This window comes from Pseudomonas sp. LBUM1657, from assembly GCF_059716075.1.
The window spans coordinates 2351888-2371755 of record NZ_CP166799.1 but is presented as its reverse complement, the minus strand read 5'-3'; the positions used below and the strand labels follow the sequence as shown (position 1 = coordinate 2371755).

The 19868-nt window shown below is 60.7% G+C and carries 15 protein-coding genes; 7 read left to right on the top strand and 8 right to left on the bottom strand.

Going from position 1 to position 19868, the window contains the following annotated elements; translation table 11 throughout:
* Position 1: 1 nt before the first annotated feature.
* Positions 2-670, bottom strand: a complete 669-nt coding sequence (locus ACA055_RS10830; RefSeq protein WP_497683601.1) for an ABC transporter ATP-binding protein — start codon at positions 668-670, stop codon at positions 2-4.
* 137 nt (positions 671-807) lie between these two features.
* Here ACA055_RS10830 and ACA055_RS10825 point away from each other — a divergent pair, with 137 nt between their 5' ends.
* Positions 808-2781 carry an alkyl/aryl-sulfatase gene (locus ACA055_RS10825; protein ID WP_497683600.1) on the top strand — a complete coding sequence of 658 codons (1974 nt, stop codon included), beginning with the start codon at positions 808-810 and terminating at the stop codon, positions 2779-2781.
* Positions 2782-2919: 138 nt separating this feature from the next.
* Here ACA055_RS10825 and ACA055_RS10820 read toward each other — a convergent pair whose 3' ends face one another.
* The 5 genes from ACA055_RS10820 to ACA055_RS10800 all read right to left on the bottom strand — a co-directional run bounded on the left by ACA055_RS10820 (position 2920) and on the right by ACA055_RS10800 (position 10776).
* On the bottom strand, positions 2920-4305 hold the full coding sequence (locus ACA055_RS10820; RefSeq protein ID WP_497683599.1) for a DUF1254 domain-containing protein: 1386 nt from the start codon (positions 4303-4305) through the stop codon (positions 2920-2922).
* Positions 4302-5648: a DUF1254 domain-containing protein gene (locus ACA055_RS10815; RefSeq protein ID WP_497683598.1), complete on the bottom strand. Its 1347-nt coding sequence runs from the start codon at positions 5646-5648 to the stop codon at positions 4302-4304. The genes ACA055_RS10820 and ACA055_RS10815 overlap by 4 nt, the downstream gene beginning before the upstream one ends.
* Before the next feature lie 165 nt (positions 5649-5813).
* Positions 5814-7151: a DUF1329 domain-containing protein gene (locus tag ACA055_RS10810; protein WP_497683597.1), complete on the bottom strand. Its 1338-nt coding sequence runs from the start codon at positions 7149-7151 to the stop codon at positions 5814-5816.
* Between the two features lie 11 nt (positions 7152-7162).
* Positions 7163-8989 (bottom strand): DUF1302 domain-containing protein, encoded by a 1827-nt coding sequence (locus tag ACA055_RS10805; RefSeq protein WP_497683596.1) that lies wholly within the window; start codon positions 8987-8989, stop codon positions 7163-7165.
* 947 nt (positions 8990-9936) lie between these two features.
* The gene (locus tag ACA055_RS10800; protein WP_497683595.1) at positions 9937-10776 is read right to left on the bottom strand and encodes an AraC family transcriptional regulator; all 840 of its coding nucleotides are present in this window, start codon (positions 10774-10776) and stop codon (positions 9937-9939) included.
* A gap of 95 nt (positions 10777-10871) precedes the next feature.
* Between ACA055_RS10800 and ACA055_RS10795 the strand changes: the two genes are divergently transcribed.
* Entirely contained in the window at positions 10872-11792 is a 921-nt protein-coding gene (locus ACA055_RS10795) for a LysR family transcriptional regulator (RefSeq protein WP_497683594.1), read from the top strand.
* 47 nt (positions 11793-11839) lie between these two features.
* Here ACA055_RS10795 and ACA055_RS10790 read toward each other — a convergent pair whose 3' ends face one another.
* A complete protein-coding gene (locus tag ACA055_RS10790; RefSeq protein ID WP_497683593.1) occupies positions 11840-12754 on the bottom strand; it encodes a LysR family transcriptional regulator in 915 nt (304 codons plus the stop codon).
* 71 nt (positions 12755-12825) lie between these two features.
* Between ACA055_RS10790 and ACA055_RS10785 the strand changes: the two genes are divergently transcribed.
* Entirely contained in the window at positions 12826-13866 is a 1041-nt protein-coding gene (locus ACA055_RS10785; RefSeq protein ID WP_497683592.1) for an AraC family transcriptional regulator ligand-binding domain-containing protein, read from the top strand.
* A gap of 114 nt (positions 13867-13980) precedes the next feature.
* Here the strand turns inward: ACA055_RS10785 and ACA055_RS10780 are convergent, their stop codons facing one another.
* Positions 13981-15678 carry a sulfatase-like hydrolase/transferase gene (locus tag ACA055_RS10780; RefSeq protein ID WP_497683591.1) on the bottom strand — a complete coding sequence of 566 codons (1698 nt, stop codon included), beginning with the start codon at positions 15676-15678 and terminating at the stop codon, positions 13981-13983.
* Between the two features lie 389 nt (positions 15679-16067).
* Between ACA055_RS10780 and ACA055_RS10775 the strand changes: the two genes are divergently transcribed.
* Genes ACA055_RS10775 through ACA055_RS10760 form a run of 4 tightly spaced genes read left to right on the top strand, consistent with a single transcriptional unit; the run spans position 16068 to position 19866 of the window.
* Entirely contained in the window at positions 16068-17420 is a 1353-nt protein-coding gene (locus ACA055_RS10775; RefSeq protein ID WP_497683590.1) for a UDP-glucose dehydrogenase family protein, read from the top strand.
* Complete coding sequence (locus ACA055_RS10770; protein WP_497683589.1) at positions 17417-18475, top strand: NAD-dependent epimerase; 1059 nt, start codon at positions 17417-17419, stop codon at positions 18473-18475. The genes ACA055_RS10775 and ACA055_RS10770 overlap by 4 nt, the downstream gene beginning before the upstream one ends.
* Entirely contained in the window at positions 18472-19218 is a 747-nt protein-coding gene (locus ACA055_RS10765; protein WP_497683588.1) for a sugar transferase, read from the top strand. The genes ACA055_RS10770 and ACA055_RS10765 overlap by 4 nt, the downstream gene beginning before the upstream one ends.
* Positions 19219-19866, top strand: a complete 648-nt coding sequence (locus tag ACA055_RS10760) for a CpsD/CapB family tyrosine-protein kinase (protein WP_497683587.1) — start codon at positions 19219-19221, stop codon at positions 19864-19866.
* Positions 19867-19868 lie beyond the last annotated feature (2 nt).

The window sequence follows — 19868 nt, the reverse complement described above, 5'->3', positions numbered from 1 at the left end:
TTCAGCGCTCGTCCGCGCCAGCCAGGCGACCACGATGCAGCACCACCTTTTCCGCCAGCCGCGCCGCGACGCGGTGGCTGTGGGTGACCATCAACAAAGTGGTGGGACTGTCGTGGAGCAGTTCCAGCAATAACTTCAACACCTCATCGCTGGTGGCTTCATCGAGGCTGCCGGTGGGCTCGTCGGCCAGCAGCAATTTTGGCTGCGACGCCAGGGCCCGGCCCAGCGCGACCCGTTGTTGCTGGCCGCCGGACAACTGCTCCGGATAACGCCGCAGCAAATCCGCCAAGCCCAGGCGCTGCACCAGATGCGCCTGCCAATGCGGATCATGCCGCCCGGCCAGGCGTGCCTGGAACGCCAGATTGTCCTCGACCCGCAGGCTGCCGATCAGGTTGAACTGCTGGAACACCAGGCCGATTTCAGTCCGTCGCCAGTTCGCCAGTTGCCCTTCGCTCATCTGTTCCAGACGATGCTCGCCGCTGCGGATGCTGCCGCTATCGACCTTGTCCAGCCCGGCAATCAGGTGCAGCAAGGTGCTTTTGCCACTGCCCGACTCGCCCATCAGCGCCAGGCTGCTGCCGGGTTTCAGCGTCAGGTCGACGCCTTGCAACACCGGCAGCGGACCTTGCGGTGTGGCGTAGCTTTTGAAGACGCCCTGGACTTCAAGCATGGCAAAACCCGTTCGATAAGCGTGAGGCAAGGATAGCGGCCCTGAATGTTTTTTGTCCGTCGATGATTGCGGCCCCGCTTGACCGCCGCCCTACCCTCGAGGCTGGTCTAACCATAACGATAAAAAACGGAGACGCCATGCCTCGTTTCACTTTGAGCCCTCGTGGCCTGTTGGCCTGCCTGATCACCGCGTGCCTGACGCAACCGGTGGTTGCCGCCGATGTGCCGGCCGACGCCAGTTCACTGACCACGGCCAACAATGCCGCAGTCCTGCAACACCTGCCCTTCAGTGACCGCACTGATTACGAGTCCGTCGGCCGGGGCTTGATTGCGCCGTTCAAGGGCCAGATCAAGGACGCGGCCGGCAAGGTCATCTGGGATATTCAGGCCTACGACTTCCTCGCCAAGGATCAGGCCCCGGGCTCGGTCAACCCGAGTCTGTGGCGCCTGGCCCAACTCAGCGCCCATGCCGGGTTGTTCGAGGTCAGCCCGAAGATCTATCAGGTGCGCGGCCTCGATGTGGCCAACATGACGATCATCGAAGGTGACGACGGGCTGATCATCATCGACCCGCTGACCATGGCCGAAACCGCCAAGGCTGCCCTGGCGCTGTACTACCAGAACCGTCCGCAGAAACCGGTGGTGGCGGTGATCTACAGCCACACCCACGTCGACCATTTCGGTGGCGTGCGCGGGGTTATCGACGAGGCCGACGTCAAGGCCGGCAAGGTCAAGGTGTATGCGCCGTCGGGGTTCATGGAACACGTGATGAGCGAAAACGTGTACGCCGGCAACGCCATGAGCCGGCGCGCCCAGTATCAGTTCGGCAGCCTGCTGCCCCGTGGTGAAAAAGGTCAGGTCGATTCAGGCATGGGCAAGAGCCTGCCCACCGGCGGCACCATCACCCTGATAGAACCCACTGACCTGATCGGCAAAGAACTGGAAACCCGCACCATCGCCGGGCTCGAGGTGGAATTCCAACTCACGCCGGGCACCGAAGCGCCATCGGAAATGAACCTGTACCTGCCGCAGCTGCGCGCCTTGTGCATGGCGGAAAACGCCACGCAAATGATGCACAACATTCTCACTCCGCGCGGCGCGCCCGTGCGTGACGCCAAGGCCTGGGCGCAATACCTGGACAGCAGCCTGGCGCGCTACGGCGACAAGAGCGACGTGCTGTTCGCCCAGCACAATTGGCCGACCTGGGGTGGCGAGCGGATTCGCACTTTCCTCGCCGATCAGCGCGACATGTACGCGTTTCTCAACGATCGCACCTTGCACCTGCTGAACCAGGGTCTGACGCCGATGGAAATCGCCGAGAACATGCAGAAACTCCCCGGCGCGCTGGAGCAGAAGTGGTACACCCGCGGTTACTACGGCTCACTCAGCCATAACTCTCGGGCGGTGTATCAGCGTTACATGGGTTTCTACGATGGCAACCCGGCCAACCTCAATCCACTACCGCCGGTGGACACCGCCAAGCGCATGGTCGAGGCCATGGGCGGTGGCGCGGCGGTGATCGAGAAAATGCGCGCAGCGATGGCCAAGGGTGACTATCGTTGGGCGGCGCAGTTAGGCAATCAGTTGCTGTTCGCCGAACCGGACAACGCACCGGGCCGCAGCGCCCAGGCCGACGCGCTGGAGCAATTGGGTTATCAGAGCGAGAACGCCACCTGGCGCAACATGTACCTGACCGGGGCGATGGAGTTGCGCAATGGTGTGCCGCAACATGCAGGCAGTTCGGTGTCGGTGGACATGGTGCGGGCGATGACGCCGGACATGTTCTTCGACTACCTCGCGATCCGCTTGGACAGCGACAAAGCGGTCGGCCATGACCTGACGCTGAACTGGACGTTCGAAGATCAGCACAAGGATTTCAACCTGACCTTGCGCAACGGCGTGCTGACTCACCGTGCCGGGCTCAACCCCGAAGCGGATGCCAGTGTGAGCCTGAGCAAGGCGACTCTGGAACAGATCAGCCTCAAGCAACTGGATTTCCCGACAGCGATTCAGAAAGGATTGATCAAGTTGCAGGGGGATGGGAAAAAGCTTGGGGAGTTGTTGGGCAGCCTTGATACGTTTAGTCCGCAGTTCAATATCGTGACGCCTTGATGGGGTAGCGCGGGAAAACCGCGTCGCGCCCTTCGCGAGCAAGCCCGCTCCCACAGGGAACTGTGTCAGTCCCAAGTTTTTGTGAACGACACAAATCCAATGTGGGAGCGGGCTTGCTCGCGAAGGCGATTTATCAGACTACGCCTGAATCACTTCAACCGCCGGCATCCGCCACTGCTGTTCAATCACCTGCCGCTCTGGCCCGTACAACCGCAAGATCACGGTAAACGCCCCACTCGATGGTGTCGGTAGCCAGTTGCTCTGTTCTTGCGGCGCCGAAGGCTGCATCAGCAACGTCAGCCCTCCATCCGCATCCAGCTGCATACGATCGCGGCTGCTCAGGCAATACCGATCGATAGGATTGGCGACCAATTGTCGGTCTGGCAAATCGTAAAGCGTCAACGACCAGAACTCGCTGACCGGTGGCAGTTGCCCCGGTGCGAACCGCAGTTGATAGCGACGCCCGCCCTGCAACGGCTGGCCCTGATTGTCCTGGCGGCTGCCCAGATAAAAAGCCTCTTCGACGCTGTTGCCGTAGATACCAACGGCCGCTGCAACGGCACGGTTTTGGTAGTTGCCCTGCAACGCCTCGCGAGTGCCGAACATGCCCAGGGTATTGCGCACTTTTCCAGACGCCGTTTGCAGCTGCACCTGAGCATCCTGAATCCCGGCGATCAACGCCTGACGCACATCCACCGGCAACGCCGCGACATCGAGGCCCTGACCGGGAACGATGCCTATACGCGCGAACCGGGCGCGCATGGCTCGTTCGGACGGATGCGTCGGGCACAGGGTGAGGATTTGGTTCAGTACCGCAATGAATTCGAGACCCAACCCGGTCTTGCTGTCCCACGCCGGCCAAGCCATCGCGGGCGCCGCGACGGGCGCAGGGCTGCCGGTGTATTCATGCAACGGGCGCAAGCGGTATTGCTGCTGCAAGGCGCGCACGGCCGGTAGATCATCGGCGTTTTTCAAACCCGAGCGCCCGAGCACCATGACGATCTCGGTTTCGCTGCGCAGCACAGCCTTGATGCCGGCCGGGGTCGCCCCCTGCCAGTCGGGCCCGGCGATCAGGTAATCCCCCGCCTCACGCCCGGTGCTGAGCACGCCGACGTAGGCGAAGTTGTGGGTGTACTGGTCCACCAATTGGTGAACGTAATAGCGGTCATCGGCCACCGCCGGAACGCTCAACACTTGTGGCTCGCTGCGCAGATCGAGCCAGGCCCAGGAGTATGGCGTGTCGTTGTTCGGGGTGACGATTTCGCGATTTTTCGGGGTGTAGAGCTCGCTGTAGTGACGAAAGCGATTGAAGCCGCCGACGTACTCCGGCGCAGCCGGGTTGAGTACCTGTTTTTCCATGGTCTGGTAATGCATCAGCATCGGGTAGGCGTAGATCCATGCTTCCTGCGCAATGGCTCGAAGATCATCCGGCCCCGCAGCCAACAACCAGCGTGGAAACATCAGACTCCCGCCCAGCACCCCCATGCTACCCAGCACGCGACGACGGCTGAAAATCATGTTCATGGCTCGACCCTCGCAATGGTCGGCAGTCGATAACTGCCATCAAGCGCCCCGTTTTTAGGCAGGTACAAACGCAGCAGCAGATTGAACGGACCTTCGGGCGTCGGCAGCCAGTTGCCTTGCAGCGCTTGCTTCGGTGCATCGGGTTGCAGGATCAGGGTCAACCCGCCATCGGCGTCGTACTGCAAGTCGGGGCTGCGATCGCCCAGGGCGTAACGCTGGATCGGATTGGCGGCGAGCAATTGGGTTTTGCCGTCATACAAGGTCAGTGACCAGAAGGCGTTCACCGGCGGCAATTGTCCGGAGGGGAAATGCAAACGATAGGTTTTGTTGCCATCCAGTAGCTGCCCCTCGGCATCGTGCAACGCCATCGGATACACCGCCTCAACCGGGTCGTTGGCGTAGATGTACCGCCAGGCCACCGCCGCACGGGTCAGGTCATCGTCGCCGAATTTACCGACATTGCTCGGTGAACGGAACCAGCCTTGCTGTTCCACTGAGACCCGGCTCGACGCTGCACGCACTTGCTCACGGCCCGCTTCGGCGCCTTGGGCAATCGCCTCGCTCAAGTCCGCTGGCGGTTCGAACGCCGCGCCCGGTTTCACCCCAATGGCGGCAAAACGTGCGAGCTTCTCGCGCTCGCTGGCGGTCCATTCATGCAATGGCGAAAGCGCATTGAATTGACTGAACAGCGCCTGAGCCGGCCCTTGTTTGGTGTCTTGATACGGCGGTAATTGCAGCGTTGCCAGGTTCGGCGCAGTACCACCGGTTACCCTGGACAACGGTTGCAGCGCATAGCCCATCAATACTTTCGCGGCGTCCTTTTGATCAGCTTCGCCCTTGACCTCGGTGCGGCCGAGCAAAAACACCAGGCGACTGGGTGAACGAATCACACCACTGAAACCCTTCGGCAATTCGCCCTGCCAATCCGGTCCGGCGATCAGGTAACGCCCCGCCCCGTTTCCCGTAGCGCGGGTGCCGATGTAATCGAGGTTATCGGTGCGCATATCGACCAGTTGAAAGCTGTAATAGCGCCCTTGCACCGCCGGCACGTCCAGAACCACCGGTTCGCTGCGCAAATCGAGCAAGGCCCGGGAATAGAAGGTGTCGTTGTTCGGCGACACCACTTTGTTGTCCTGCGGACCGAACAGTCGCGGCTCGCTGTAGAGCCGGTTGAACGGCAGCTTGGCGGCGATGGCGGTGAGCACTTTGTCGTGCTCGGCGGTGGCGTAGGCGAACACGTAAGCCTCCTGGGCCAACGCCTTCGCCTGAGGTTGATCGAGGGTTGCAGCGTGAACGGTGCCCAGGCTTGCGCCCAGGGCCAGAGCGGATATCCAGTAGCGCATGGCAGATCTCCTGGCAGACATGAAAAAGCGGCACACTTCATCTCCACTGTGGGAGCGGGCTTGCTCGCGAAGGCGGCGTGTCAGGCAACATTGATGGTGACTGAGACACCGTCTTCGCGAGCAAGCCCGCTCCCACATTTGATTTTTTGTGGTGCCGAAGAACGGTTACTTGGCCCAGCGCCGCAAATCCGAAGGGGTGTAGTCATCGGTTTTGGCGGCGAAGCCGACGCGCATCGGTTCGGTCTCTTCGTTGGCCAGACCGCCGGCGTAATAGCGTCCGGAAATCAGGTCATAAGAGGTTTCCAGCACGTTGTAGGTGAAGCCATGGTCGTACTGCTGAATCGCATGCAGTTCACCGCTGCGCCACAATTCACCGCGGCTGTCGTACTGGTCCGACTGGGCGATCTGCCAACTGTCCTCGTCCACATAGAACCGACGTTTGGCGTAGATGTGCCGGGCGTTGGGCTTGAGGGTCGCTTCCACCACCCACACTCGATGTTTTTCGTAGCGGGCCAGGTCCTGGTTGACGTGGTTGGGCTTGATCACCTCGTCGTACTTGAGGCCGTGGCTGCCGATCTTGTAGCTGTTGTACGGGATGAACAGCTCCTGCTTGCCAATCAGTTTCCAGTCGAAACGGTCCGGCGCGCCGTTGTAGCCGTCGATGTTGTCGGCGGTGATCAGGCCGTTGCTGTAACGGGCACTGTTGTCGTAGGCGATCATCGGAGCGCGGCGCACGCGACGTTGACCGGGCAGGTATTGCCACGCCGACCGCGGCTCGGCGACCTGGTCGATCGGCTCATGCACCAACACTGCTTCGCCGGACAGCCGCGCCGGCTCCAGCACCCGGCTCTTGAACATGAACAGGATATTGGAACCCGCTTCGAGCCCACCAACGGTGTCGGCAAAGTTGATCAGCGACTGGTTGCGCACGTAGCTGGTAGCGCCGTTCTCACGCACCAGCGCCGAGCTGCTGATGCGCTCGTAACTGCCGCCGCGATAACGGGTCATGTGGTTCCACATCACCTCCAGCCCTTCGGTGGGCAACGGAAACGGAATGCCTCGCGTGTAGTCATGCAATCCATTGCCGCCGTCGGCCAGGCTGGTTTTGGCGACGTTGTCGCGGCTCTGGTCCAGCACATCCTTGGGTAGATTCGCGCTGCGATGGGTCGGGTAGATGTTCATTTTGTAGCTGTCGGGAAAGCGCTTGAACAACGCGATCTGCCCTGGGCTGAGAAACGCTTGATGCTGCGCGAGGTTTTGCGCCGTGATGGTGAACAAAGGTTTTTCCGCGGCATACGGGTCGCTGTAACCGCCCTTACTGTCGACGGTGCCGGCGTTACTCGCAAGGCCACCGGTCCAGGCCGGAATACTGCCGTCGGCATTGGCAGACATTTGTGACCCCATGGGGGTCAATGTTTTGCCCAGGGCGGCCGAATCGGTGCCTTTGGCCTGGGCCAGGCCGACGCTGCAGGCCAGGGCCAGCACGCACAATTGCATACGCATAATGGTTCTCCTTAGAAATCTGCCTTGAAGCTGACGGATGCGAAATCGCGGTCGTCGAGGATGCTGTAGTCGTTGGAACCGAAGAACGCGTTGTAGGCCAGTTCCACGCTGTAATCGTTGAAATACGTGCCGGTCAGGCTCAGGCCGAGGGCTTGCTGACCTTCCTGGAACGGACCTTGTGGATCGTAGGAATACCCCGACACGTCATGCCGCCAGTTGACCGCCGGAATCAGATTGATGCCGGGCAGCACGTCGCTGTACTCCAGGCTCGCGCGCAGGCGATAACCCCACGACCAATCGGTGGCGAAACCCTTGTCGGTGCAGTACTGATTGGTCACGCCGGAAGCCACGGTGTTGCAGGGTGTGCCGTTGCGCGTGGCACTGCGGCCGAACGCGGCGTTGCGGCCCAGACGCTCATCGCCGAGGTCGTCGATATGCACGACGCCGGCCTCGCCGAACAGGCTCAGGCGGGTGGCGCCCAGCACATTGTCGAAGGCCTGGGTCGCCGAACCGGTCATCTGCCAAACACCCTTGCGCTCCCAACCGTCATAGCGGGAACCGCGATTGATGTTGAAACCAGGCGGCAAGTCGACCCAGGAACTGCCCGCCGGCCCGGAAATCACCGCGACGTTGATGTCCGGCGCGTTGATCGACAGTGGCATGTTCGGCCGGTAGCTGATTTCACCGGCCAGGGAAATGCCGCTGTTCGGTTCGACGCCATTGAGGCTGATGCCGTAGAGGCGGATGTTCTCCGGAAACGCCGCCGCGTAGCTCGGTGCCTGAATGCCACCGGGGAAGGTTCCTGGCAGGCCGACGTTCTTCGCATCGAGGGTGAAATACGGCAGCCGCGAGTGGTAGTTGATGAAGTAGATCGCCGCTTCGGCATCGTTCAGCGCCGGAATCATCTGGCGCAGGGCGAAGCCGAACTGCCCGTTGTCGGACGGCGATTCATTGCCCCGGGTCGTGGCGTACAAACCGGCGGCCTGCATCTGTTGATCGGTCTGCACCTGGCCCAGATACAACGGCCCGCAACCCTTCTGGATCGCATCGCTGCTGGCGAAAAACGTGCCGCAGCCGTCGAGTACGCTGGGACGCCAGTTGTATTGGTAAAAGCCTTCTAGGTTGGTGGTGTCCGACAACCCGAAGCTGAAGGAGACCATCTCCACCGGCAACTGGCCTTCCTTGATTTCCACGCCTGGGCGGTTGAACGCCGAAACGTCCAGCGGGTTGATCACGTTGATGCCGTTCTGGATCAGCAGCGACTCACCCCAGGACAACACCTGATTGCCGACTTTCACGCTCAACGGATGCTCGGCCACCTGGAAGTCTTTCCAGACATAGGCGTCGAGCATCTGGAAACCCTTGAACTTGGACAGGTCGTCCCAGCCCGAATCGTCGAAATCCTTGAAGCGGCCATCGCGGGTTTCGTAGGCATGGTCGTACCAGTATTTGAAGCGAATGAACGCGCCCTGGCCCTGGCCATCGAGACTGAAATCGGTGAGGCCCTTGAAGTTCTGCGAGATGGGGTCGCCCTTCTCGAAGTTCAGCCGATTGTCGTCGGCGCTGACGCTGGTGCCGTTGGCTTGAACGCCTTGGGCCTGCAAGGCGTTGGCGCGGGTCATCAGGCTTTTGTCGGGATTTTGCGTCGACCAGCTGCTGCCCAGGGTCAGCGTGGTTTTGGTCGATAGGCTCCAGTCTTCGTTGATGTCAAAACTGGTGGCATGACTGGGCCCCGCGAGGACAGCAAGAATCGCCAGCGCAAGGGGTTGCGGGCGGGTGTGGCCAGGCCGTGGAAGTCGTTGGAGGACTGCGGCTGTGGCCGAGCGTTTTCTTATCATTATTAGGCTCCGGTCAGGTTTACTCAGCCCGGACACGGTGCCCAACAATCGGCGACGACACGCAAGCGATGGCCGACAAAAAATAATCATCAGCTTGATTGGTGATGTCTGTGATTTCTGTGATTTCTGTGATTTCTGGGGGCTAGGATGGTGTGTATATCCGTTTCTGCGGTAACGGCCACCTATGGTTCCGCTCTTACAGCGGGTCACTTTCGAAAAGCGCGAAAGTAACCAAAGCGCTTTTGCCACTTTCGTTCGGTGCCTCGCTAATGCTCGGCATGCCCTCGCTCCGGTCCTGCTCCGTGGGCCCGCCGCGATCGGCCATCCATGGCCGTGCGCGGCTAACCCGGCATCCATGCCGGGTTGCCCACTGCGCAGAACCTCCACTCGGCCTCTCGAGGGGCGGTGCGTCAAGATCAAAAGCGGCAGGCGAGCTAACGCTCGGCCTGTTGAGTGGGGAAAAGCGAAAGCTGTACGCCGATCCATTGTGGGAGCGGGCTTGCTCGCGAAGCTGTTGATCTTGCTGTTGCTTTTGCTTTGCTTTGCTTTGCTTTGCTTTGCTTTGCTTTTGCTTTTGCTTTGCTTTGGATCTGATCGCCCCTTTCCCAGAGGCCGAACGCAGGCATTGCGCAGGGGGCACCGCGGCAAGGATGCCGCGGTAGCCGCCCCCGGCCATGGATGGCCGATGGCGGCGGGCCCCCGGAGCAATGCCGGAGTGAGGGCATGCCGAGCCCAGGCGAGGCACCGAATGGCGGGGCAAAAGCGCTTTGGTTACTTTCGCGCTTTTCGAAAGTGACTCGCTGTAAAAGCGAAACCGCCAGCCGCCGTGACCGCAGCAACGGATATGTACACAATCAAAGAGCAGTCGTTACCGCAGAAACGGATATGTACACCACCAAGAAGCCGCCGCTACCGCAGCAATGGGCATGTACGCCATCAAAGACCACCTACAACCCCAACCGAAACTGCTTGGGCGTAATACCAAACTGTTTGCGAAACGCCCGAATAAAGTTACTCGGCTGGCGATACCCCAAACGCTCGGCAATGCGTTCGATCGGCTGATCCCCTGCGGTCAACCAATGCCGCGCCATCTCCAGACTGTCACTGCGCGCGTGTTGCGCAGCCTCGGTCTGCCAATGCCGAAGCATGCTCTGATGCAAAAACGGATTGGCACCGAGCAACGGCTCATCAAGGCTCGCCAAGGGCAGTTGCAGGCACGGATGCGGCCCCTCCGCCACCTCGATACCGACGCTGCGCAACCACTGGCCGGCCGCTTGTTGCGGCGTCAGGCTGACACCGACAAACACCTGATCCGGTGCCCGTCCGAGACGTCGGGCGATGTTGCGCACCAGGCTCAACGTCGCCGCATCCAGCCCGAAGAAATGCGGCTGTAGGTGAGCCCCGCGCAAATGCAGACGGGCCTGCCCGTCGACCTCCTCAAGCTCGGCCACCACGTAGTTGGTCACCCGCGGCAGGAACTCGACGAAACAATTCAAACTGGCCCGCAGCGTCGCCGCAGAATCGAGCAAAATATTCAGGCCTTGCAGACAGGTGGTCGCCATGCCGTTGACCAGTTCACAGCCGAACATCGGACCCGCACCCAAACGTTCGCATTCGCTCCACAACTGTTCGACCAGGTGCGCGGGAACGTGCAGGCCCTGCCCGTCCAGCCACGACAGACTGATGCCGGCACGCTGCAACAGCTGGTCCTGACACAAGCCGGACTGCCGGGCATGACTGAGAATGGTGCGGGTAAAAGCGCTGGAAGCGAACGGTTGACTGGTCATGACGAACTTCGAACGAGAAGACAGGGTTGTACTTATGCCAGCCGCCGTGATATCGATCCAATGCATTAAAAGTATCCGTAAAATGCAGGAGACGCATGATGGACTTACGGCAGCTTCGCCACTTGGTGGCCCTGGCCGACTACCGCAGCTTCGGCCGTGCCGCCGAGGCGATCAATCTCAGCCAACCGGCTTTCAGTCGTAGCATCCAGACCCTGGAACGCGATCTCGATTGCGTGCTGGTAGAACGCAGCAGTCGTGAGTTTCGCCTGACCGGCCAGGGCGAATTGGTGCTGCAACACGCCCGGCGCCTGCTCGCCGGCAGTCAGGCGTTGCACAACGAATTGACCCAATACAACGGCCTGACCGGTGGTGAGCTGCATTTCGGCAGCGGCCCGTACCCGGCGCAACTGTTGGTGCCCGAGGCGCTGGCCGAATTCATCCAGGCCCATCCGGCGATTCGCACCAGTTTCCACCTCGGCGACTGGGAGCAATTGTCGCTGTGGCTGCGTGAGCAACAGATCGAGTTTCTGGTGGCCGATGCCCGTTACTTCACAGGCGATCCGCAGTATCAGGTTCAATTGCTGCGACCTCGGCGCGGGCGGTTTTTCTGCCGGGTCGATCACCCTTTGGCAACGCGTAAAGCGCTGTCCCTGCGCGCCCTGCTCGACTACGCCGTGGTCGGCACGCGGATTCCGCCGATGATCCGCAAGATCCTCGCCGACGTGCAGGGCGAGCCGGACTTCAACCCCAGTGTCGAATGCGCGCAATTCGACGCCATCCGCCGGGTGGTGATGCACTCCGACGCGGTGGGCATCGCGACCATGGAAGCCCTCACCGAACTGGCAGATCAAGGCCTCATACGCCTGCTGGATTTTGCCGACGTGCCCAGCGACGACCCCGGTTTGCAGCTGCATTACGGCATCGTCAGCCGCGCCGGGTATTCCCTGACGCCGGCGGCGCTGGCGATGGTCGATGCGATTCTGGCGGTGGACCGGCGTTTGCTCGCGGCGAACTAAGCCCTGACGGAACACCGCACTCCCACAGGATTTGTGGTTCGTCAATTTCAGGCGCGACGTGCCAACAACTGCAACGCCCGCGGTTCACCCAAGGCACGCAGCAAGCAATGCATCGCTTCTTCGCGGCTGCGTTCAAAGCGGTAGCGAGCCTCGATGTACAGCGCCAGCTTCAGCTCCACCGGTTCGTCCAGCGGCAGCGGCACCTGCTGCAACCCCAGCACACTGGCAACCCGGCTCGGCAGGCTCATGCCGAATGGCTGTCGATCGGCAATCAGCCTGGCAGCCAGGGTGCTCTGGGTATTCACTGCCAACGTCCGGCGCAGGCCTTTCAAACCGAGGTGCAAGTCCACCGGGCTGAGCCCGTCGCGGCGGCTGGAAATCTGAATCTGCGGCTGTTCCAGATAGGCCTGCAGGGTTCGCGGCGGCTCTTTTAGCGCACTGCCATAGGCAAACACGTAATGGTCGGCCGGTAGCACCTGTTTGTGCAGCCCGGCAAGACCGGCCAGCGGCTGATCGAGGTCGATCAGGATGTCCAGTTTGCCGCTGGCCAGTTCCTGCAAGGCATCGCGACGGCGTGGCTGGAAGTAGCGCACTTGCCAGTCGGCATGGGGTGAATCGAGCAGTGCGTCGAGCAGCACCGGTTGCAGGCAATCCAGGCAACTGATGCGCAGCAACGGGTTGTTCTGCCGCGCCGCGGGGATCATGCGCAAACCGTCGCGCAAGGATTCCAGGGCGGCACGCACGTAGTCGGCCAGACGGTGCGCGACCAATGTCGGCGTCACTCCCAGACGGCTCTTGATGAACAGCGGGTCACCGCACAATTCGCGCAGGCGCCGCAGGGCATTGCTCATGGCCGGTTGCGACAGGCACATCACCTCGGCGGCGCGAGTGACGCTGCGCTGCTGGTAAATCGCATCGAAGGCGAGCAGCAGGTTGAGGTCGAGCTGGCGTAAATCAAGCATGGTCTTGCTCCGGCAAATCGCTTAACGTCGGGCAGCCTAACCAGTGTCCGCAAACATGCTGTGAGCCCTACATGACAAAAAGCGATCAGCCACCGGCCAATGCGTTTTACGCGCCGACCTTGCTGCCGGCCATCGAAGAATTGCTGGCCCGAGGCATTGCCCGGGAGGCCCTCGAAGGCTTGTTCCACCGCAGCCTGTTCGAGCTGCGCACGCCGTTCATGCGCATTCCATTGTTCCTTTCGCGGCGTTTTTGGGCGTTCGCCCTGGAGCAAAGTGGCGACCCGTTGATCGGTCTGGCGGCAGGCCGGCGCTTCGTTTCCACCGCCACCAATGGCCTGACGTACCTGTTCGATGTCGCGGCAACGCTGGAAAGTGCCTGCGCGTATTTCGAGCGCTTCTTTCCGTTCTTCAGCGGGCATTTCCAGGCGCAGATCGTGCGCGACAATGACGGAATCGAGCTGCGCTTGCTCGACTGCGGCAGCGTGAAGGCCAGCGCACCGATTGCCGATTACATCCTCATCAGCCTGTGCAGCATGCTGCGCCGAAAATTCCTCGCCAGCGGTCTGGAGCGTGATCCGGTTCTCGGCGTTGGCCTGGCCTGGCCTTGCACGGCCAGTCCTCAAGCTCATGAGCGGGCGTTTCGCGCGCCGGTGCAATGGGGCCAGCCGCATCATTCGATTCGCCTCGACCCACAGATGTTCGTGGCAGCGTTGACTCCCGGCAATCATGAACTGGAACAGACACTGGTGGAGTTGCTGGAACAGACCCGGCGCAATAGCGAGCCTACGTTGCTGGAGCAAGTCAGCGACCATTTGATCGCCGATCTTGCCCATGCAAACTGGCAGCAGTTTTGTGTCGATCATCACGTGCTTGAACGTACGGCGGCACGGCGCTTGAAGGCGCTGGGCTGGAGTTTTTCCGAGTTGCTTGATGAGTATCGTCGCTGCCGGGCCGAAGATTTTCTACAGGCGGGGGATCTTGAGCTGGTGGAGATTTCCGATCGGCTGGGGTACAGCGATGTGCAGAGTTTTAACCGTGCGTGTTTGAGGTGGCTCGGGTGTGCGCCGGGGGTGTATCGGGCACGGTGGGTGCTGGCTTCAGGTCCGCGGTGAATGGGCGGACGCCTTCGCGAGCAAGCCCGCTCCCACACTGGATCTACGTGACACCGCAGATCCCCTGTGGGAGCGGGCTTGCTCGCGAAGAGGCTGGCTCAAACAATCGAGGTCTTACTGCCCCACTGCAACACTGGCAGGCGCCTGCGACGGCGTGACAATGCTGTTCAAATCAATGTACTTCCACTCAGGCTTCGCCCCGAGCCGTGCATTGAAGCGATAGTTGAAGGTGAAGTCGTCCACGGTCGGCACACTCAACGGCTTGCCATACACCGCTTCAACCCCCGCCAGGTCATACCCCATCAACTGCAGCAGGGTCGGGAAGATGTTGTAGTGGCTGGAGCGATCCTTGTTCCCCGCCCACTGCGCCTGCCAGTCCAGGGTCTTCAACCCGTTGCCCTGAATAACCACCAGCGGCACCAACCCCTCCTCCTCTACCGGGTCTCCGCCACAGTGCGTGTTCAACCCGGGATTGCCCCGCTCATGCAAATCCTGGCCATGGTCCGAGGTGTAGATCAGCACTGCATTGTTCAGATGCGCTTGAGCAAGAACCCGTGAGAAAAACTCCCCGACATTCCACAACAGCGTGTTCTTGTAGGCATTGCGGTACAGCAGCCAATCGTCCGGCTGGCCATTGAAACCATCGCGCTTGCCCGTTTCAGCGACTTCGACAAACTGCCCTCGGGGCAGGGTTGGACGGTAGGCCATGAACGCATCCGGAAACTTGTCGTGTACCGGGAAATGCGCCCCCACCTTGTTGACCACCACCAGTTGCGATTGGTCGTCGTTAATCAGCTCGATCATCTTCGCAGCGGCAGCCATGTCGCGTTCAGGCACGCTGGTCTGATCGAATTGCACGAACTGATCGATGTCCTTCTTCTCTGCATCGTTCATCAGGTTCTGCAAACGGCCACCGGTCGTTTGGGCGTCGATGTAGACGGTGCTCAAACCGGCCTTTTTCGCGTACTGCCAGATCGACGGCAGCGTGCTGTTGATCCGCACGTAGTCGGCGCGGGTGCCGCCGTAACGCAACGTGATGTTGGTATCGACGCTGCAATTGGCAATGGAGGCGGCGTAGCCATAGTTGAAGATCGCGACGCCGGGCTGCGGGTCCTTGAGATTGCTGTGCACACCGAACGGCGCGTTGATGTCCAGGTAGTTGCCGGAAATGCTCTCGTCGATGATCAGCACAATGTCATGGCCCACCGGCTTATCGGTACGCACCAGTTTCACCGGCTCACGCGGGCCGACGGTGTTGTGCAGGGACTCATAGGTAAACAGGTTCAGGTAGGCCAGCGGCGTGTACATGATCGGCAGCCCCCGAGCCCCCTCACCCGCCCGCACAAACAGCACGGCACTGAGCAGCAGCACGCCAAGCACCGGCGCGGCCACCAACAGCGCACCTGGCAATGGCAGCCGCCGGCGTGGCTTGAGCCCGATGCCAAACAGCAGCAATAAACCGCCGAGCACGCCGCTGATGATCGCATCGCGGTACTGAATAGCCGCTTCCTGGATGAACCCGCCGGAATACACCAGCGACACAAAGCTGCTGTAGGTCAGGTAATCGGCCGTCACCCGCGTATAGACATCGAAAAACACCGCCGAGGCAAACATCGTCAAGGCGAACAGATGACGAATGAGGGTCTGGCGGATGTACGCGGTCATGAACAGCGCCACCGTCAGCACGACGAACATCCCGCCAAACAGCACCACGGCAAAACCGATGCCCATGGCGCTCAGGCGTTCAAGGTAATAGTCGTAATGACTGAGCAAATAGAGAACTAACAGCAGCTCTTTGAGATATCGAATCATTATCTTTCCGAAGTTCGCACAGGGCATTTGGCCAATAGAATGTCGGCCATTTTTTGACACTAGCACCGGGCCATCAAAGCGCAAGAAATGTCGGACTTTTCCAGAAAGCGTCAAAAAATTGTTGACTCAAATCTGACACACTCAAACGGCTCCAGCCCTTGTAGTTCAGGCCTTACGACCGTTTATCGTTTTCTTCAAGATGTGGAAAACCCGTCAAAACCGGGGCAAATCCAGCAGCGGCAAGGGCTTGATGGCAAATAGCCCCCAAAAACGGGGGTTTCTTACCTAAGCAACATGTCATTTTGCTGACACGCTTTCCCATGGCTGGGCTATACCCCTTTTGACAGTCTCATTTCAGTCTTCTCCACCGTCTTACGAGGCACGCCAATATGGACGTGAGCGTATTTGGTACGGGCTATGTCGGCCTGATACAAGCAGCGGCACTGGCCGATGTCGGACATCGTGTCTTATGTGTCGACATCGATCCCAACAAGATCAAGCAACTGCAACAAGCAGTGCCGCCGATCAGCGAACCGGGCCTTTCCGGCACGCTGGAAGAGAACATCAAGGCCGGCAGATTACTGTTCACCACCCAGGCCAGCGACGCGGTCGAACACGCCGAGCTGATTTTCATCGCAGTCGGTACGCCCGCCGATGAAGATGGCTCCGCCGACCTCAGTCATGTGCTGAATGTAGCCCGACAGATCGCCAGTTTCATGGAGGCCGATCGCACACTCATCATCAAGTCCACCGTGCCGGTCGGCACGGCGGACCAGGTGGCCGCCACCGCCAACGAAGAACTGCACCGGCGTGGCAAAGACGCGCTGAATGTGCGCGTGGTGTCCAACCCCGAGTTTCTCAAGGAAGGCAGTGCCCTCGCCGATTGCATGCGCCCGGACCGGATCATCGTCGGCACCGATGACGAACAGGCGCGCGAGCAACTGACCGAGCTCTACGCACCGTTCAGCCGTAACCGTGAAAAGATCATGTTCATGGACAACCGCAGTGCGGAGCTGACCAAGTACGCGGCTAACGCGATGCTCGCCACCCGCATCAGTTTCATGAACGAACTGGCCAACCTCACCGAACTGCTGGGGGCTGACATCGAAGCGGTGCGCAAAGGCATCGGTTCGGACCCGCGCATCGGTTACCACTTTATCTACCCCGGTTGCGGCTTCGGCGGTTCGTGCTTCCCCAAAGACCTGCGTGCCTTGCTGCACACCGCTGAACACAACGGCATGCCACTGCGTCTGTTGCGCAGCGTCACCGACGTCAACGACAGCCAGCGGCACATCCTGTTCAGCAAACTGAAAGCGCAGTTCCCTGGCGGGCTGGCCGGCAAATCCATTGCTATCTGGGGCCTGGCCTTCAAACCCAACACCGATGACATGCGCGAAGCACCCAGCCGCTACCTGATGGATGCGCTGTGGGCCGAAGGCGCGAGCGTGCAGGCCTACGATCCGGAAGCCATGTCCGAATGCCGGCGCATTTACGGCTACCGCCGCGACTTGCACCTGTGCGCCACCCGCGACGACACGCTGGAAGACGCCGATGCCCTGGTGATCTGCACCGAATGGAAGAACTTCCGAGTGGTCGACTTCGACCTGCTGGCGAGCAAACTGCGCTCGCGAGTCATCGTCGACGGGCGCAACCTCTACAACCCGGAACACGTCGCGGCGGCCGGTTTGCACTACAGCGGCATCGGCCTTCGGCACATCGTTCCCGAGGCGCCACGTCCATGAAGATACTCGTGACCGGAGCGGCCGGATTCATTGGTGCCCACTGTGTGTTGCGGCTGTTGCGCGACGGGCACCAGGTAAGCGGGCTGGATAACTTCAACGACTACTACGACCCGCAACTCAAACACGATCGCGTGAATTGGGTGCAGGAACAGGTCGGCAGTTTCCAGCTCGATAAGGTTGACCTGGCCGATGCCCCGGCCATCGAAGCACTGTTTGCCCGCGAACAACCGGAAGTGGTGATTCATCTCGCGGCGCAGGCCGGGGTGCGTTACTCACTGGAAAATCCCCGGGCCTACCTCGACAGCAATTTGAGCGGATTCCTCAACATCCTCGAAAGCTGCCGCAATCACCCGGTCAAGCATTTGATCTACGCCTCATCCAGCTCGGTGTACGGCGTCAACCAGCACACGCCTTACTCGGTGAAGGACGGCGTCAATCACCCGCTGTCGCTGTACGCGGCGACCAAGAAAGCCAACGAACTGATGGCCCACAGCTACAGCCACCTGTTCGGCATTGCGTGCACCGGCCTGCGCTTTTTCACCGTGTATGGCCCTTGGGGTCGGCCGGACATGTCGCCGATCCAGTTCGCCCGGGCGATTGCCGAAGGCCAGCCGCTGAAGTTGTTCAACTACGGCGAACACCAGCGCGATTTCACCTACATCGACGACATCATCGAGAGCATTGCCCGACTGATCGATCGGCCACCGCAAGCCAACGTTGAATGGGACCGTGAACAACCGGACCCGGCCACCAGCATGGCGCCGTGGCGGATCTACAACATCGGCGGCCAGCACCCGGTGGAGCTCAAGGATTACCTGGCCCTGCTGGAAAAACACCTCGGGCAAAAAGCCCAGGTCGAGTTGCTGCCCCTGCAACCCGGCGACGTACTCAACACTTGCGCCGATGCCAGCGACCTGGCACGCGCCACCGGTTTCCAGCCACGTATCGAGCTGGATGATGGACTCGGGCGCTTCATTGCCTGGTTCCGCGATTACTACCCACTGCCTATCGCCAATGCGCCGCTCGCGGCTGAATTTCAGCGGAGGAACCCATGACTGAACATGAACAAGGTGTGCCGCTCCAACAGATGCGCCGTGACAAGCGCCTGGACCCGGAGCACAGAAGGCGCCTCGATTCTGCGATTCACATGCAGGGTCGCGGCTGGATAACCGGTCGTGATGGCGGTCGACCCTGGACGCTGTCGCGCACCAACCGGGTCGTCGCCTGCTTCGGCGCGCTGGTGATCCTGTTGCTGATCTCGCCAGTGCTGCTGGGTCTGGCGCTGGCCGTCAAGTTCAGCAGCCCTGGACCGGTCATGTTCGTGCAAAAACGCACCGGTTATCGCGGTCGCGCTTTCGGCATGTACAAGTTCCGCACCATGGTGGCCAACGCCGAGGAGCTCAAGGAGTCCCTGCGCCATCTGAACAAACACGGTAAGGACGCCATCGATTTCAAGATCGACAAGGACCCGCGGATCACTGGCATCGGCAGCTTCCTGCGGCGTAGCAGCCTCGACGAGCTGCCAAACCTGATCAATGTGGTGATGGGCGACATGCGCCTGGTGGGCCCTCGGCCGACCTCGTTCAACGCCTACCGGTACAAGGACAACCACCTTGCCCGCCTGAGCATCTACCCCGGCATGACCGGTCTATGGCAGATCTCCGGGCGCAGCAATATCGACTTCGACCAGCGCGTTGAGTTGGATCTCAGCTATATCGCCGAGCAGAGCCTGTTGCTTGATCTGAAGATTCTGTTGAAAACCCCTTTCAAAGTGTTCAGCGGCCACGGAGCAAGTTAAATGGACGGTTCATCAACCAAAAGCCTGACGATAGCGAACCCGAGCGAGTCCAACCTGACCTCGACAGTGCTCGATCAAGATCTGCGGATCCTATTCCTGACCGCCGCCAACCCCGGCGCGGGCACGACCACCAGCGCCCTGGTGCTGGCCAGCCAACTGGCACAGATGAGCAGCGGCCAGGTCCTGCTGGTCGACGCCAGCCAGTCGGCGACCAACCTCACGCAGCAATTGGGCCTGACAAAAGAGCGCGGTTTTCGCGACCTGCTGTTCAACACCCAGAGCCCGCCGTTGCTGCAGGATTGCGTGGTGAACGTGTCGAGCCTGCCCTTCCACATCCTGCCCAACGGCCGGTATGTGCGCGGCACCGAGCACCTGACACCCGAACGCTTGAGCCCGTTGCTCGATCAACTCGGCAGTCAGTATCGCTTCGTGGTGATCGACGGTGACGCGGTGTACTCCGCCGCCGAAACCCTGGTCATCAGCACTCAGGTGGACGGCGTGATCATGGTCGTGCGCTCCGAAGATACCCGCTGGGAATCGGCCCAGGCCGCAGCCCTGCGCTTGTCCCAAGCGGGCGCGAAACTGGTCGGCAGCGTGTTCAACCGACGCAAGTACTACATGCCGAAATGGCTCTACAAAAACCTGTAAGC

Excerpts from the sequence above, each read along its gene's own strand:
- ACA055_RS10830 (WP_497683601.1), bottom strand. The coding sequence starts at position 670 with ATGCTTGAAGTCCAGGGCGTCTTCAAAAGCTACGCCACACCGCAAGGT.
- ACA055_RS10825 (WP_497683600.1), top strand. The coding sequence starts at position 808 with ATGCCTCGTTTCACTTTGAGCCCTCGTGGCCTGTTGGCCTGCCTGATC.
- ACA055_RS10820 (WP_497683599.1), bottom strand. The coding sequence starts at position 4,305 with ATGAACATGATTTTCAGCCGTCGTCGCGTGCTGGGTAGCATGGGGGTG.
- ACA055_RS10815 (WP_497683598.1), bottom strand. The coding sequence starts at position 5,648 with ATGCGCTACTGGATATCCGCTCTGGCCCTGGGCGCAAGCCTGGGCACC.
- ACA055_RS10810 (WP_497683597.1), bottom strand. The coding sequence starts at position 7,151 with ATGCGTATGCAATTGTGCGTGCTGGCCCTGGCCTGCAGCGTCGGCCTG.
- ACA055_RS10805 (WP_497683596.1), bottom strand. The coding sequence starts at position 8,989 with ATGATAAGAAAACGCTCGGCCACAGCCGCAGTCCTCCAACGACTTCCA.
- ACA055_RS10800 (WP_497683595.1), bottom strand. The coding sequence starts at position 10,776 with ATGACCAGTCAACCGTTCGCTTCCAGCGCTTTTACCCGCACCATTCTC.
- ACA055_RS10795 (WP_497683594.1), top strand. The coding sequence starts at position 10,872 with ATGATGGACTTACGGCAGCTTCGCCACTTGGTGGCCCTGGCCGACTAC.
- ACA055_RS10790 (WP_497683593.1), bottom strand. The coding sequence starts at position 12,754 with ATGCTTGATTTACGCCAGCTCGACCTCAACCTGCTGCTCGCCTTCGAT.
- ACA055_RS10785 (WP_497683592.1), top strand. The coding sequence starts at position 12,826 with ATGACAAAAAGCGATCAGCCACCGGCCAATGCGTTTTACGCGCCGACC.
- ACA055_RS10780 (WP_497683591.1), bottom strand. The coding sequence starts at position 15,678 with ATGATTCGATATCTCAAAGAGCTGCTGTTAGTTCTCTATTTGCTCAGT.
- ACA055_RS10775 (WP_497683590.1), top strand. The coding sequence starts at position 16,068 with ATGGACGTGAGCGTATTTGGTACGGGCTATGTCGGCCTGATACAAGCA.
- ACA055_RS10770 (WP_497683589.1), top strand. The coding sequence starts at position 17,417 with ATGAAGATACTCGTGACCGGAGCGGCCGGATTCATTGGTGCCCACTGT.
- ACA055_RS10765 (WP_497683588.1), top strand. The coding sequence starts at position 18,472 with ATGACTGAACATGAACAAGGTGTGCCGCTCCAACAGATGCGCCGTGAC.
- ACA055_RS10760 (WP_497683587.1), top strand. The coding sequence starts at position 19,219 with ATGGACGGTTCATCAACCAAAAGCCTGACGATAGCGAACCCGAGCGAG.